Below are 14,860 nucleotides of genomic sequence, written 5' to 3'. Positions count from 1 at the left end.
CTTGTAGGGATAAATCCCTCTATACCTTCAACTTCAACAGATACACCAGCAGGAGTAATTGCCTTAACCTCTCCCTCCACAATCTGACCTATTTCAAATTTTTCTTTCATCATCCTCTTTTTGTTTTCTATTTCCTCTTCAATATAAGCCTTTCTAGAAGCCACTATATTTTTTCTATCTTTGTTAACTTTGATAATCTTGAAGTGAATGTTCTTTCCAATAAGTAAATTCAAATTTTTTACTGGCTTTACATCTATTTGGGAGCCAGGCATAAAAGCATCTACCCCAAAAACATCAACAATAATACCTCCCTTTACCCTTCTTAAGACCTTACCTACCACAGTCTTATTGTTCTCATAAGCATCACTTATTTTATCCCATGCAAGTTCAAAATCAGACTTATGCTTGGATAAAATTACAAAACCATCTGGACCATCTGGATCTTCAACATAAAGAATAACCTCATCCCCTGGTTTAAGTTCATCAGGATTTTTAAACTCTTCCTTAGGACAAATTCCTTCAGCCTTTACACCAAGATCAAAAAATACCTCTCTTTCACCTACTTTTAAAACCTTTCCCCTTACGATATCTCCCTCTTTTAAAGTTTTAAAACTTTGATTTATAAGTGACTCTATCTTTTCATTTAAATCTTCTACTACCATTAATTAACTTCCTCCTTCCTTTTAACCCTCCACTTTTTTACGGCATTGAACCAAAGTGGAAAGTTTTCTTTTGCTAATAATTATCAAAAATTTAAAACTAAAATTTCAAACTCGAGAAAGAATTTTTACCTCACTTTCTACCTTTTTGGTAAATTCCTCTACGTATTCTTTACTATTATCAAGTGGCAATAAGGGGCTACCAAAAATTATCTTTAAATTTCTTTTAAAAATCCAACTGAGGGGACCCTCCCTTATGTTCTTTATGTAAGCAGGAATAACTGGGACTCTCAGGTCACAGGCAAGTTGAAAGGCACCTTTTTTAAAGGGTAAAAGTTCTCCACTTTTACTTCTTGTTCCCTCAGGAAAAATAATAACAACTTCACCCCTTTTAAGTAAATCTTTTGCTTTCTCATAGGCACTCTTAGCACCAGCTCCCCTTCTTAAAGGAATGGCATTAAACGTTTCTATAAGCCATTTAAATAGCCTATTTGCAACAAAAAGATCAATTTTTGCTAAAAAGAAACTTTCCCTTTTAACTGCAAAACCAATGAAAGGAGGATCCCAAAAAGTAACATGATTCGGGGTTACAATAAAGGGACCACTTCTAAATAGGTATTTTCTACCAATTATCTTCATTCCGAAAAACCACTTTATAATCGGATAGGAAAAATAATAGGCAAATTTCCATCTAAACTTTTCTCTTTTCTTAAAAATTTTTTCATAAGAAAGCGCTAAACATAAAGATAATACTTCTTCCTCTGTTTTATTAGTGGTATCGATAAAATAGGCACCATCCGGTATCCTAAGTGGTGAATTTTTCCTACTTTTATCCCTTATGTCTCTTCTTTCTAAGTCTAAAAGAACCTCTTCAAAGCTTATTTCCTTATTTCTCTTTTTAAAGTCCATATATCTTCTCTTTGCTCTTACAATAATATCGGCATCCATATAAATTTTTAAGTCCGCGTCCGGAGCAATAACTGTCCCGATATCTCTTCCTTCTATCACAACCCCTTTCTTTTCAACAAACTCTCTTTGGACATGATAAAGGTAATCTCTTACTTCTTTATATTCTGCAATCTCTGAGGCTATACGCTCTACTACTGGGTCCTCGATATCCTCTGTTAAATCTATTCCATTTACATAAATATTGGGAACTCTTTCGTACTTGTATTCAATTTTAAGATTTTTAATTTTATCTTTTATTTCCTCTTTTTTTAAATTATTCCTTTTTATATAAGCACCGATACCTCTATAAAGTTTTCCTGTTAAAACTGGAGTGTATCCGAGAAGGTAGGCAAGTTTCTGACAGATGGTAGTCTTTCCACTTCCCGCGGTTCCATCTATTGCTATCACTATTTTCCTCATATCTATAAATTTTTTTCTATATATTCCACAATCTTCCTAAAACCGTTCTCCGATATTTTTCTTGCCTTTTCATAAGCATTTTTAGAATTTTTGCCAACCTTTATTAACTCGTCTCTACTATCAATCATATCTTTAAAAATAGTAAAAAGGTCATTAAAATCCTTACATTTTATGCCTCCGCCCTCTTTTATCAAGATCTCTTCCATACCCTTTACGTTAAAAGTGTAGGGTCCAAAGAAAACAGGGACACCAAATTGAGCAGGCTCAAGGAGGTTGTGTCCTCCGTAAGGAGCAAATGTTCCACACACAACCGCAACATCACTTATCGGAAAAACTCTAATAAGATCACCTAACGTATCAAGGATCAAAACCCTAGCCCTATATTTAAAATTTTCCCTTTCCTCAGAAAATTTAACATACTTTATTTTTTTTAACTTTAAAATATTTTCTAATAAAATTAGGGATTCTAAGTGTCTTACTGCAATTATAAAACCTATCTTTTCATTCATTTTCATTATTTTTTCAATGACATCTACGATACCGCTAAACTCGCCTGTTCTTACACTTGCAAAAGTAATAGTAAAATCAAAAGGTTTTTCAAAAAGAAGAGATACATCTTTATTTTCAAATAAAATCTTTAAGTTTCCAGAAACAAAAATTTTGCTACCATCTACATTAAAGCGCCTAAGGAACTTTTTCTCCCTAAAACTAATTACGAAAAACTTATCAAAACAACTTAAAATTCTGGCAAAATAACCTTTTAATAGTTTCCATCTTAAAAACGATTTTTCAGAAATTCTACCATTTACAAGAATTAAATTTTTCTTATTTTTCTTTACTTCAAATATTGTGTTTGGCCAAAACTCACTCTCTGCCAAAACTAAAAGTCTTGTTCTATCTACTAATTTTTTAATTAGTAAGGGATTATCATAGGGAAAAAGAAAGACCCTTCCCTTAAAATATTCATCTGCCCTCTTTTTCCCTGACTCTGTCATAGTCGTTACATAAAAAGGAACACCCTTTTTATCAAAATAATCAAGTAAAGGTTTTATTGAAGTAACCTCTCCTAATGAAGCTGCATGAAACCATATTGAATCTTTCTCTAAATCAGAATCTATTAATCTTTTTTGTGCTATTGGATAGGTTAAAAAAGAAAGTGATTTATATAAAATATCTATCATTCCCACTCTATCGTAGAGGGTGGTTTTGATGTAATATCGTAAACAACCCTATTTACACCCCTTACTTCACCAACAATCCTTCTTGCAATCCTATCTAAAACAAAATAAGGAATTCTTGCCCAATCAGCAGTCATTCCATCTACACTTTTAACAGCTCTCAAGGCGATGACTCTCTCATAAGTTCTTTTATCTCCCATAACACCAACCGATTTAACAGGTAAAAGAACAGGAAAAACTTGCCATAACTTTTTATAAAGTGAGAAACGCCTAATCTCCTCTTCAACTATTAAATCGGCTTTTTTTATTATTTCAAGCTTTTCTTCATCTACCTCCCCAATAATTCTAATTGCCATTCCAGGGCCAGGAAAAGGATGCCTTTCTAAAATTTCCTCAGGTACCCCTAATTTTTTACCTATTTTTCTTACCTCATCCTTAAAGAGTTCTTTAAATGGTTCAAGCAAAAAAAAGGGATGATCTTCTGGAACACCTCCTACATTATGGTGAGTTTTTATTTTACTTGAAGGTCCCTTGTAACTCTTTGACTCTATTAAATCGGGGTATAAAGTCCCCTGAGCTAAAAAACCAACTTTTCCTTTCTCCCTTTTACTTAATTCTCTTGCCTTTTTTTCAAAGATATCAAAAAAAACTTTTCCTATAATTCTTCTTTTTTCTTCGGGATCGGTTACCCCTTTTAAAGCGTTAAGAAACTCATCTTTAGCCTCGACAATGTTTAAATTTCTAAAATTACTAAAAAGTCTTCTTATCCTTTCCTTTTCATTTTCTTTTAGTAAGCCAGTTTCAACAAATATAGGGTAAAATCTATCACCAAGTGCTTCTTTTAATAAAAAGGCAAGAGTAGATGAATCGACTCCCCCTGATAATGCAAGAAAACAAAACTCATTCTTCACATTTTCTCTTATTTCCTCAATTTTCTCTTTAATAAAATTACTCATCTTCCAATTCTTTCTAACTTTTAAAATTTTAAAAAGAAAGTTCTTTATAATTTTTTTTCCGTTTTTTGTATGATAAACCTCTGGATGAAATTGAACACCATAAATTTTTAAATCTTTATTCTCGATAGATGCATAGGGTGAAAACTCAGTCTCGCCTGTAGCTTTAAAATTAGGGGGTAAACTCTTAACATAGTCTCCATGACTCATCCAAACTCTAAACTCCTTTTCCATTCCATCAAAAAGTTCAGAGTTTTCATTTACTTTAAAAAGGGCAAAGCCATATTCTCTTTTTTCAGAACTTGTAACTTTACCCCCAAATAGATGTGCAATAAGCTGCAAACCGTAACAGATTCCTAAAATCGGTTTTCCCAAATTAAAAATTTCTTTATCTAAAAGGGGGGCATCTTTATCATAAACACTCATTGGTCCACCTGATAATATTATTCCCTTGGTATAAGATGAAGATAAAATTTCTATTAGATTTTTTTCAAAGGGAGAAACTATTTCTGAAAACACATTTAGTTCTCTTATTCTTCTTGCTATAAGCATTGTATACTGTGAACCAAAATCTATAATAACTACCCTATCTTTTGTCACTAATCACTCCTCCACCCAAAAGGATCTCATCTTCATAAAAAGCAGCAATCTGACCTGGAGTTGGAGCAAATTGCTCTACATCAAAAATTATCTCAGCGTAATCCTCATAAAACTTGACCCTTGCCGGACTTTCCTTATGTAAATTCCTAACCTTTACCATTAGCTTTTTTTCACCCCTTATTTTATCAAAAAGATTAAGTTGTGTCACAAAGATATTCTTCTTCATTAACTCCCTTCTAAAATCTACTTTTACAATGTTATTTATCGGATCTATTTCTGAAACATAGAGCCTTTCGCCAATTGAAACGTTTAATCCCTTTCTCTGTCCTATAGTGAAATTATAAAAACCATTATGTGTACCAATTTTTTTATCTTTAAAGTAAATACTACCTTTTCTTTCTCCGAGTCTTTCTTTCAAGAATTCACTTATACTTTCATTTACAAAACAGAGATCTTGGGACTCTTCGTAAAAGTCAAACAGATTTTCCTCCTGTGCAACTTTCAGAACCTCTTTTTTTGTAATTTCTCCTAAAGGAAAAAGCAGTTTTTTCAAAACGTTTGGAGAGATCATTGCTAAAAAGTAGCTTTGATCCTTTTCTATATCTTTCGCTTTTTTTATAAAGTATTTGCCATTTTCCTTTTCTATTCTCGCATAATGCCCAGTTGCTAAAAAATCAAAATTTCTTTTCTCCATCTCTTCATACAAAAAACCAAATTTAAAGAATCTGTTGCAAAAAACACAGGGATTAGGAGTTATTCCCTTTGCATATCCATTAGTAAAGTTCTCCTCAACGATAATTTTTTCAAATTCTTCCTCTAGATTTAAAACATGATGCTTAACACCATATCTATAGCATATTTTTCTTGCTCTTTGAACTGCCTCAAGTGAACAACAAGTTCTTTTATGGCTTTTTTTACTCCATAAAAAAAGCGTAACTCCCTCAACGTAGGCTCCAGAGTTTTTTAGTAAAAAAAGAGCAGTACTTGAGTCAATGCCACCGGAAATTGCAACAAGAACTTTCAAGGATATATTTTATAACAAATATTTTTGAAATTTTCAACAGTTTTTATATATTATTATAATGGGTTAAACCCCCAAAAGATTTTTGTTAAGGAGGAAAAAATGCATATTCCGGAGAATTTGAAATATACAAGGGAGCATGAGTGGGTAAAAATAGAGGGGGATGTAGCAATAATTGGAATAACAGATTTTGCGCAAAGTGAACTTTCAGATATTGTGCATGTTGAACTACCAACAGTTGGTCAAGAAGTTACACAGTTTGAACCCTGCGGAACAATTGAGGCAGTTAAAACAGTAGCTGATTTATATTCTCCATTAAGCGGAGAAGTTATAGAAGTAAATGAGGAACTTGAAACTGAACCTGGGTTAATTAATAATGATCCTTATGGGCAAGGATGGTTATTTAAATTAAGATTAAAAGATCCCGAAGAAATTAAAAATCTTTTATCTGCAGAGGATTACAGAAAACACATAGGGGAAGCATAATGCCCTTTATACCTGACGAAGAAAGAGCTCTTAAAAAAATTAAAGAGGCTCTCAATATAAAAAGCCTGGATGATCTTTTGTGGATTATTCCAGATGAATTAAAGATTAAAGATGAAATTCCGCTACCTTACGCGCTTAGTGAACTAGAGGTCGAAAAGTATATAAATTCACTTGCTTTACAAAATAGTGTTCTTAAAGTTTTTGGTGGTGCAGGAGCTTACGATCACTATGTTCCTCCAGTTGTTAGGTTTGTAATCAGAAATCCTTCCTTTTTAACAGCCTATACTCCTTATCAAGCAGAGGTTTCCCAAGGAACACTTCAAGCTATGTATGAATTTCAAACTGCCATATGTGAGCTAACACGTATGGATGTAGCAAACTCCTCAATGTATGACGGTGCTTCAGCTTTCGCTGAGGCCGTACTAATGGCTGAAAGAATTAACAAAAAGAAAAAAGTCTTAATAGCTGATAACATAAACCCCTTCTATAAGGAAGTTCTAAAAACTTATACCTCGTTTTCTTTAAAAATAGAGACCGTGAGATATTTAGAAGAAAAGGGAGAAATAGATCTTGAAGATTTAGAAAAGAAAATAGATGAGGATACATCTTGCTTTGCCTTTCAACATCCTAACTTTTTTGGTGTGCTTGAGGAACCCTTTGAAATTAGAAGAATAACAAAGAAAAAAAATTTAATTTTAATTTCAATTTTTGACCCAATTTCAATATCAGTTATTTCACCTCCGGGTGAGTATGATGCCGATATTGCCGTTTGTGAGGGTCAACCTTTAGGAATTCCTCTATCCTTTGGCGGTCCATATGCCGGAATATTTACGGCAAAAAAAGAGTATATAAGGATGATGCCAGGAAGAATAGCAGGGAAAACAGTTGACGCTGAGGGAAAAGAAGGCTATGTAATGGTGCTTCAAACTAGAGAACAGCATATAAGGAGAGAAAAAGCCACAAGCAACATATGTACTAACCAGATGCTATGCGCACTTGCAATTCTTGTTTATATACTCTATATGGGGGAGAAGGGGCTAAAAGAAGTGGCTGTTAAAACTTTTAATAATACAAATAAGATTAAAAAGGCACTTATAGAAAAGGGGTACAGTTTACCGTTTAAAGGTAAGATCTTTAGAGAGTTTGTGGTAGAGTTAAGGGAAAATGCAAATAGTTTCGTTGAGAAAGCGGTTAAAGAGAAAGGGATAATGCCCGGAATACCACTAAGCATCTTTGGATTTAAAGAGAATTATCTTTTGACAGGAGCCACAGAAAAGCATAGTGAAAGTGAAATAAACGAAATGATATCTCTATTTTAAATGAAAGAGCAAATCGAATATTATGTTTTAAAACATCCGCTTGCTCTCTTTACACTTTTAGATGTTCCAGACAAAATCGGAGTAATTCTTGATGTTTTTGAAAGGATAAGTAACAGTGGAATATCACTTACTCATATACTTACATCACCTTCAGCAAGGGGTAAGTCAACTATTACTGTTCTTGTTCCTCCCTATTTAAAGGAAGATGTTAAAGGGATTTTTAATGAGATCCTTGAAACTTTAGAGTGGGGATTTTTAAGATCTTTTGAAAATGTGGCTCTTGTATCCTTCTACGGAAAAAAATTGATGGAAACAAGGGGTGTTATGGCTGGACTTCTTAATATTTTTGTTACAAACAAAATAAAAATAATTGCAACTTCTACCGCGATGAATTACATAAATTTCATAATTCCAGGTGAAATGTTAGATAATTTAAAGCAGTGCCTAATAGATGAGCTAAATATGGAGCCTTCTGATGTACCTTAAAATACTAAAAACAAAATTGCACGGTCTTGTGGTGACTGATACTAATTTAAATTATGAAGGTTCTATTACATTACCTGAGAGTATTCTTGACGAAGCTGGAATAAATGAATATGAGGCAATTTATGTTGTTAATCTTTCAAATGGTAAAAGATTTGAGACCTATGCGATAAAGGGAAAAGAAGGAGAAGTTATTTTAAATGGGGGAACAGCTAGATTGGGTATAAGGGGAGATAAAATAATTGTCTTTTCATTTATTTACCTAGAACCTTTAAAGGCAAAAACGTTCAAACCTAAGATATTTATTTTTGACGAAAACAACAGAATAATAAAAAAATTATGATTTATCCAGTAATTCTAGCCGGTGGAAAAAGCGTTAGATTTAACTCAGAAAAATCCAAGGTTTTACATGACCTATTAGGTAAACCTGTTATATTTTATATTTTAGATGCTCTAAGGGAATTAAACTTTGAAAAAATATTTGTAATATCAGGGAAAAATCACGAGGAGCTAATTAAAAGTCTTCCGCCTTATGTAGCTGTTATGGAGCAAAAGGTTCCTCTTGGAACAGGTGATGCTGTAAGAGTTGCCCTTGAACACATAGAATCTGGTGAAATTTTTATTTTACCAGGTGATGCTCCACTTTTAAGAGCACAAACCTTAAAAAAACTTTTAGAAAAACACACAAAAGAGAGAAATGCCTGTACGTTTTTGACAGCAACACTAAAGGATCCTACTGGATATGGAAGAGTAATAAGAAAAAATGGAAAACCAGTCAGAATAGTTGAAGAAATTGATGCAACAGAAAAAGAAAAAGAAATAAAGGAGGTAAATGCTGGTGTTTACATCTTCAAAGCCGAAATTTTGAAAGAAATTATACTTGATATAAAACCTGACAATAAAAAAGGGGAGTACTATATAACTGACTGTATAGAAATATTAAGCTTAAAAAAGGAGAAAATAGACACTTTAACTCTTAATGATCCCGAGGAAATGCTTGGGATTAATACAAGAGAAGATTATGAAAAGGTTTTTAAAATTTTAAAAGAAAGAATTATAAAAAAATGGATGGAAAATGGAGTAACAATAACGGAGAAAGAGAGTATCTATATAGAAAGTGAAGTAGAAATAGGAAAGGATACAATTATTTATCCTATGGTTTATTTAATGGGGAAGACTAAAATAGGGAAAAAGGCTAAGATTGGACCTTTCGTAACTATTAAAGATTCTATAATAAAAGATGAGGAAGAAATCATGGGCCCTTGTATTATTAAGGGGGACTCTTAAAAAATTTAACTTAAAAGTTGTTTAATTCCTATTTACTCAAAAACAATATCAAGAGTATTGTTATTTATAAATGCCTCTTTAGCTTTTTTGTTAATTAAAGCTCTTGGTAAATAAAAGTGTCTTTTTTGATTTCCTATTCTTATTACAAGATCCTCTCCCCTTTGATAGAGAGAAACTTTTTCTTTTTTCAAATTCTTAAAATAAAGTTTCAAAATAGTTTTATTATCAACATTTAAAAGGTCAAAAACGTTATCTTTGTAGAAAATCTTAAGAGGATCTTCATTTCCATAAATTTCTTTACCCAGTTTTAATAGTTCATCATATCCAATTATTTCTTTATTGTAATAGGGAACATAAAACAAAGGAAGAGGCTCGAAGCTAATTTTTATTCTCTCTAAATAATTTTTCTGAATTTCATATAAAAAGTTATTCTCACTAACAACCCTATTTAAAATTACAGCATCGATAGGATATCCATATAAGTGTAAATAAGTAAATGCTCTCTCCGTTTCTTTTAGAACCATCTTCTCAGGATTTGTAACTAAACGGATTGATGATATTTCTCTATTTTGAAGTATCTCATACAAAGAGAAAAGATCATTGAAGAGCTTTTCTGCTGCATCGTAGGTCTCATCTTCTGGTAGTGGAAAATCGGAAACTGCCTTCACCGCAGGCCTGACGATCTTAACAACCTTTCTTTGAATCGGTAAAATTTTGTCAACCCACCATTTAACTACGTCAGGAAAAGAGAGAAATCTTAAAGTTTCACCTGTTGGAGCTGCGTCTAAAATTATAGCATCAAAGAAATTCTCTTTTATATGCTTATTAATCCATAAAAATGAAGAAACTTCTTCCATTCCTGGAAGTACAGAAAGTTCTTCAGCTAAAATATCATCTATACCTTTCCACTTAAATAAGGATTTAATATAATCTTTAAGCTCTCCCCAGAACTTTTCTACAGAGTAGTAAACATCTACTTCTTGGGCAAAAAGGCCGCTGTAAACTTCAAGAGGTTCAGGAGATAATTCTTTGTCAAGGACATCTGAAAGAGAATGAGCAGGATCTACAGAAATAATAAGGACTTTTTTAAAAAGAGTTGAAGCATATACCGCTGTTGCTGCTGCTATAGTAGTTTTGCCAACCCCCCCTTTTCCAGTAAAAAGTATGATCCTCATTAAAAATTAACTTAAGACTCCTTGATTTCTACTTTGTGTCCCTCAATTTTTTTTTCTCCCTCAATTTTCTCAATCTTTTTTTCAATAAAAGCCTTCAGTGCAAACATTAATTCTTTAAGGGAGTTTTTAAGATGAACCTTGCTCTCTTCTGGAACAAATGCTTTTATATCATCTATAAAAGCATCGATAGCTTTTGATAAATATTCAACCCATTTTTTCTCCATTTTGTCCTCCTTTTTATGAATTTTACTCTTCTTTTAAAGTTTTTTCAATATGCTATTTTAAAATCTTAAGATATGCTCTTCTTTTAAACCTCCACTGGTTCTTAGATAAATCCTCTGGTTTTATTTTTGGATCATATTCAGAGACAATTTCAAATTTTAAAGATTTATCGCCTTTAAAAAAGACTTTAATAAAATTAGAGACTCTATCTGCCCTCTCGTATGACAACCTCCTGTTAAAAAGTGTATCTCCTTCTGGAGAGGCATTCCCTTTTAAAAGTAACTTAATTGTATCATCTTGTATAGAGTTAAATATTTTAAAGACTAAATCAAAGGTGTCCCTGTAAAATTCTTTTATCTCGGCTTTGGCAGAATCGAAATAAAAATAAAAATCTGTTCTTGAGATATGTTCCGGAATTTTTAAAGTTTCTTCTTCTAAAGTAAAAATCTTCTTCATTGTTACTGTATACTTTACTAAATCTTTTTCGGTATCTTCAGGATAGATGTGTAGGAAAGTATCTTTATACCCTTCAAGCACAAATTTTAGAAAGTAAGTATCAGGTTTAGCATTCATCTTCTCATAAAAACCAATTGCTTTTTTTGTAAGTTGAAGTGGTGGATTTTCCTCTATTGTAGGAGAAAGGGGAATTCCCTCTTCATCTTTAACAAAAATTTGTATTTTTCTTTTTTTCTCGATAAAAAATATAAGACCTAAAATAAACTTCATTCCTGCTCCTTCCTTTAATACTGGCTCTCCATAGAGATAATCACCCCTATTTCCTCCTCTAAAGGGATTAGGTTTAGATCTAATAGAAATAAATCCCTCAAGGAGTCCGAAAATATTTGGTAATGGATTAGAAAACAAAGTTAGACCTAACTGAGGGTAAGAAAAAACCTTATCGGAAAATAAACTTTTATATTTTACTGAAAAAAACACTGAAGCTATTCTTTCCGGAAAAAAAGCAAACTCAAAGTTGGGATTAACGACAAAAATCCTTCTTTCTCCCGAACTGTTATAAATACCTTCAACTTTTGTTCCAAATCGGAGAGTCCTAGAAAATGAGTAATAATAGGTAGGTTTAATCTTAAAAATTAATTGAAGAGATTCTATTGTTCTCAACTGAGACCTAAAATCCGTAAAAGTAGTCTTTATTTCTAAGGGAAATAAAATATGATGTCCACTTTTTATAAATCTTTTCTGTATGAATAAATTTAAACCATAACTATAAGCAAAATCTTCAGCATAGAATCTCCTAGAAGAAATGCCCTCATCAAGTAGAAACAATAACGATAAACCTATATCTAAATGAGGATTAATAAAGTAAAGAGAAGTTTTATTATCGGTGGCAACTCCATAAGCTCCAAAATGATAGTAATTAATTTCATAAGGCACAAACAAAATAGCACTTTTTTCTATTTTAGGCTTAAATTCAAAGAAACTAAAGATAATGAACAAAAACTGCATTGCTATTACCATAATAAATTATAGAGAAACAATTTACAAAATGCAAAAAATTTAATAATTTGGATATAATATTTAAAACAAAATGACAAAATATGTTTGAACACAAAATACATGTGCGATATGCTGAAACTGATCAAATGGGAGTTGTCTATTATGCAAACTTTTTTGTTTACTTTGAGGCTGCAAGAACAAGTTTTATGAGAGAAAATGGCTATCCTTACAGTAAACTTGAAAAAGAAGGATTTTTTTTACCTGTTGTTGAAGCCTACTGCGAGTACAAATCACCCGCTCATTACGACGAGGAGCTCACCGTTAGACTCTTTGTAAAGGAATTAAAAAATACATCTTTTAAAATCCAATACGATATTTATAGAGAAGACAAATTGATTGCAACTGGCTACACAAGACATGTTCTTACTGATAAAAACTTAAAACCCGTTAGAATACCAAACAAAATAAGAGAAATCTTTGAGAAACACTTAATTAAATGAAAATAGGAGTTATAAGCGATACTCATGATAATTTAGAAGCTATAAAGAAAACATTTAAAATTATAAATGAAAGAAAAATAGAATTTGTTTTTCATTTAGGTGATATAATTGCACCGTTTACCCTTAAGGCTATAAGGGAGCTATATAAGGGAAAATTAGTTTCTATCTTTGGAAACAATGATGGAGAGAAACAGGGACTATATTTGACAGCAAAAGACTTAAAATTTGAAATATTTGAACCACCCTTGGTGTACGAATTAGAGGGAACAAAGTTTATGCTTTACCATAATTATCCTGAAAATTATTTTGCCGAAATAAAGGGTATAGACTTTCTTCTATTCGGCCACTGGCATAAGGTTATACATGTAAGAAAAGAAAATACCATTTTTTTAAATCCAGGAGAAGTGTGTGGATATTTGAGTGGTGAAAAAACATTCGCCATTATCGATCTAAAATCGAAGGAAATAGAGATAGTTGATATTGAGAGATAACTTAATAAAAGGAAGAGAGGGAGAAGAACTTGTTTTAAAAGATTATATTCAAAGGGGATATAAGCTTTTAGAGAAAAATTTATATTTCAGGGGAGGAGAAATTGATTTAATTTTCAAAAAGAATAATTTAATCGTAGTAGTAGAAGTTAAAACAAGAAAAAAGGGAAAGTATCTTGAGGCTGCCCTATCTATCAATGAAAGAAAAATTAAAAGAATAATAAAATTTACTAAAATTTACCTTGAAAATAAGGGATTATACGAAAAATTTGATGTAAGGTTTGATGTTGCTATTGTAAACGGAAAAGACATAAACATAATAGAAAATGCCTTTTTCGAAAATGGTTGAAAAAGTTCTCTCAAGCACATATTTCGGTATTAAGGGTTTAATAGTTGAAGTAGAAGTTGATCTATCACCTGGACTTCCCTCTTATATACTAGTTGGATTACCTGAAACAGAAGTTAAGGAATCAAGAGAAAGAGTTTTATCAGCAATAAAAAACTCTGGATTTGTTTTACCCGTAAAGAAAATAATTGTTAACTTAGCTCCCGCTGATATTAAAAAAGAGGGAGCAGGTTTTGATTTACCTATCGCTCTGGGAATACTTGCATCAGCAGGGTTAATAGAATCCCATATACTAAAAAACAAGGCATTCTTAGGTGAACTATCCCTTGACGGCAAACTAAGAAAAATTAAGGGCGTTTTACCAATAACCCTTTCGTTAAAAGAAAAAGGAATAAGAGAGGTTTATTTACCAGAAGAAAATGCTAAAGAAGCAGCAATTGTTAAAGATATGCTTATATATCCTGTAAAAAGCTTATTACATACGACAAGAGTTTTAAGGGGTGAAGAAGATATAAAACCCTTTAATTTTGAATTATCAGAACTATTTAGTAGACTATCTGAATATAAAGAAAATTTCTCTGAGGTTAAAGGCCAGTACCATGTAAAAAGAGCATTAGAAGTAGCTGCGGCTGGTGGACATAACGTTTTAATGATTGGACCCCCTGGATCTGGAAAAACTATGTTAGCAAGAAGGGTTCCCTCGATACTTCCACCTTTATCAATTGAAGAATCTCTTGAAGTTACAAAAATACACTCTGTTGCTGGTATTTTATCTAGCGAAGAACCCATAGTTACAAGAAGACCCTTTAGGTCTCCTCATCATACTATATCTTCTGCTGGAATGATAGGTGGTGGACAAATTCCAAAACCAGGAGAGGTGTCTCTTGCAAATCATGGTGTTCTTTTCTTAGATGAACTTCCTGAATTTAAAAGGGATGTACTTGAAGCTTTAAGACAACCTCTTGAAGATGGTGTAGTAACAATATCTCGGGCTAAAACAACACTTACCTACCCTTCTAGGTTCATGTTAATAGCTGCAATGAATCCCTGTCCCTGTGGATATTTAACAGATAAAAGAAGAGAATGTAGATGTACTCCAAACGAAATAAAAAAGTATGTGAGAAAGATCTCTGGTCCACTTCTTGATAGAATTGATATTCACATTGAGGTTCTGGCAATATCTGTAGAGGATCTTAAAAAGAAAGAAGAGGAGGAACCATCAGAAAAAATAAGAGAAAGAGTCTTAAAGGCAAGAGAGATTCAACTTGAAAGGTATAAAAACGAAAGGGGGATTTATACAAACTCTCATCTAAATCCAAG

Annotated in this window: 17 protein-coding genes; 9 read left to right on the top strand and 8 right to left on the bottom strand. The window is 32.2% G+C overall.

Annotation, left to right across the window (positions count from 1 at the left end; translation table 11 throughout):
* From ABDH49_03695 to mnmA, 5 genes are all read right to left on the bottom strand, one after another.
* Positions 1 to 662 (bottom strand): S1 RNA-binding domain-containing protein (locus ABDH49_03695; protein ID MEN3046072.1); only part of this gene is annotated, 662 nt, incomplete at its 3' end.
* Between the two features lie 105 nt (positions 663 to 767).
* Entirely contained in the window at positions 768 to 2,027 is a 1,260-nt protein-coding gene (gene cmk, locus ABDH49_03690) for a (d)CMP kinase (protein ID MEN3046071.1), read from the bottom strand.
* A gap of 2 nt (positions 2,028 to 2,029) precedes the next feature.
* Positions 2,030 to 3,208, bottom strand: coding sequence for a glycosyltransferase N-terminal domain-containing protein (locus ABDH49_03685; protein ID MEN3046070.1), 1,179 nt, complete (start codon positions 3,206 to 3,208; stop codon positions 2,030 to 2,032).
* Positions 3,205 to 4,758 carry a glutamine-hydrolyzing GMP synthase gene (gene guaA / locus ABDH49_03680; GenBank protein ID MEN3046069.1) on the bottom strand — a complete coding sequence of 518 codons (1,554 nt, stop codon included), beginning with the start codon at positions 4,756 to 4,758 and terminating at the stop codon, positions 3,205 to 3,207. The genes ABDH49_03685 and guaA overlap by 4 nt, the downstream gene beginning before the upstream one ends.
* Positions 4,745 to 5,782, bottom strand: coding sequence for a tRNA 2-thiouridine(34) synthase MnmA (mnmA, locus tag ABDH49_03675; protein MEN3046068.1), 1,038 nt, complete (start codon positions 5,780 to 5,782; stop codon positions 4,745 to 4,747). Before mnmA ends, guaA begins: the two co-directional genes overlap by 14 nt.
* 99 nt (positions 5,783 to 5,881) lie before the next feature.
* Between mnmA and gcvH the strand changes: the two genes are divergently transcribed.
* The 5 genes from gcvH to ABDH49_03650 are packed head-to-tail and all read left to right on the top strand — an operon-like array spanning position 5,882 to position 9,354.
* Positions 5,882 to 6,265: a glycine cleavage system protein GcvH gene (gene gcvH / locus ABDH49_03670; protein MEN3046067.1), complete on the top strand. Its 384-nt coding sequence runs from the start codon at positions 5,882 to 5,884 to the stop codon at positions 6,263 to 6,265.
* Complete coding sequence (gcvPA, locus tag ABDH49_03665) at positions 6,265 to 7,584, top strand: aminomethyl-transferring glycine dehydrogenase subunit GcvPA (GenBank protein ID MEN3046066.1); 1,320 nt, start codon at positions 6,265 to 6,267, stop codon at positions 7,582 to 7,584. The genes gcvH and gcvPA overlap by 1 nt, the downstream gene beginning before the upstream one ends.
* A complete protein-coding gene (locus ABDH49_03660; GenBank protein MEN3046065.1) occupies positions 7,585 to 8,070 on the top strand; it encodes a hypothetical protein in 486 nt (161 codons plus the stop codon).
* Positions 8,060 to 8,410, top strand: a complete 351-nt coding sequence (gene panD / locus ABDH49_03655) for an aspartate 1-decarboxylase (GenBank protein MEN3046064.1) — start codon at positions 8,060 to 8,062, stop codon at positions 8,408 to 8,410. The genes ABDH49_03660 and panD overlap by 11 nt, the downstream gene beginning before the upstream one ends.
* Positions 8,407 to 9,354 (top strand): NTP transferase domain-containing protein, encoded by a 948-nt coding sequence (locus tag ABDH49_03650; protein ID MEN3046063.1) that lies wholly within the window; start codon positions 8,407 to 8,409, stop codon positions 9,352 to 9,354. Before panD ends, ABDH49_03650 begins: the two co-directional genes overlap by 4 nt.
* A gap of 32 nt (positions 9,355 to 9,386) precedes the next feature.
* Here the strand turns inward: ABDH49_03650 and ABDH49_03645 are convergent, their stop codons facing one another.
* Genes ABDH49_03645 through ABDH49_03635 form a run of 3 tightly spaced genes read right to left on the bottom strand, consistent with a single transcriptional unit; the run spans position 9,387 to position 12,227 of the window.
* On the bottom strand, positions 9,387 to 10,529 hold the full coding sequence (locus ABDH49_03645; protein MEN3046062.1) for an ArsA family ATPase: 1,143 nt from the start codon (positions 10,527 to 10,529) through the stop codon (positions 9,387 to 9,389).
* An 11-nt stretch (positions 10,530 to 10,540) separates the two neighbouring features.
* Entirely contained in the window at positions 10,541 to 10,753 is a 213-nt protein-coding gene (locus tag ABDH49_03640) for a hypothetical protein (GenBank protein MEN3046061.1), read from the bottom strand.
* A gap of 52 nt (positions 10,754 to 10,805) precedes the next feature.
* Positions 10,806 to 12,227: a hypothetical protein gene (locus tag ABDH49_03635; GenBank protein MEN3046060.1), complete on the bottom strand. Its 1,422-nt coding sequence runs from the start codon at positions 12,225 to 12,227 to the stop codon at positions 10,806 to 10,808.
* Between the two features lie 80 nt (positions 12,228 to 12,307).
* On the opposite strand from ABDH49_03635, the gene ABDH49_03630 reads away from it, so the two are divergent.
* The 4 genes from ABDH49_03630 to ABDH49_03615 all read left to right on the top strand — a co-directional run.
* Entirely contained in the window at positions 12,308 to 12,706 is a 399-nt protein-coding gene (locus ABDH49_03630) for a thioesterase family protein (protein ID MEN3046059.1), read from the top strand.
* Entirely contained in the window at positions 12,703 to 13,197 is a 495-nt protein-coding gene (locus ABDH49_03625) for a metallophosphoesterase (protein MEN3046058.1), read from the top strand. The genes ABDH49_03630 and ABDH49_03625 overlap by 4 nt, the downstream gene beginning before the upstream one ends.
* The gene (locus ABDH49_03620) at positions 13,187 to 13,543 is read left to right on the top strand and encodes a YraN family protein (GenBank protein MEN3046057.1); all 357 of its coding nucleotides are present in this window, start codon (positions 13,187 to 13,189) and stop codon (positions 13,541 to 13,543) included. The genes ABDH49_03625 and ABDH49_03620 overlap by 11 nt, the downstream gene beginning before the upstream one ends.
* The coding region (locus ABDH49_03615; protein MEN3046056.1) for a YifB family Mg chelatase-like AAA ATPase at positions 13,536 to 14,860 on the top strand (1,325 nt) is incomplete at its 3' end. The genes ABDH49_03620 and ABDH49_03615, both read left to right, overlap by 8 nt.

It is taken from the genome of Candidatus Hydrothermales bacterium (assembly GCA_039630235.1).
Classification (GTDB): domain Bacteria; phylum Hydrothermota; class Hydrothermia; order Hydrothermales; family JAJRUZ01; genus JBCNVI01.
The sequence above is the reverse complement of the archived record's forward strand: the minus strand, read 5'-3'. Positions and strand labels throughout refer to the sequence as shown.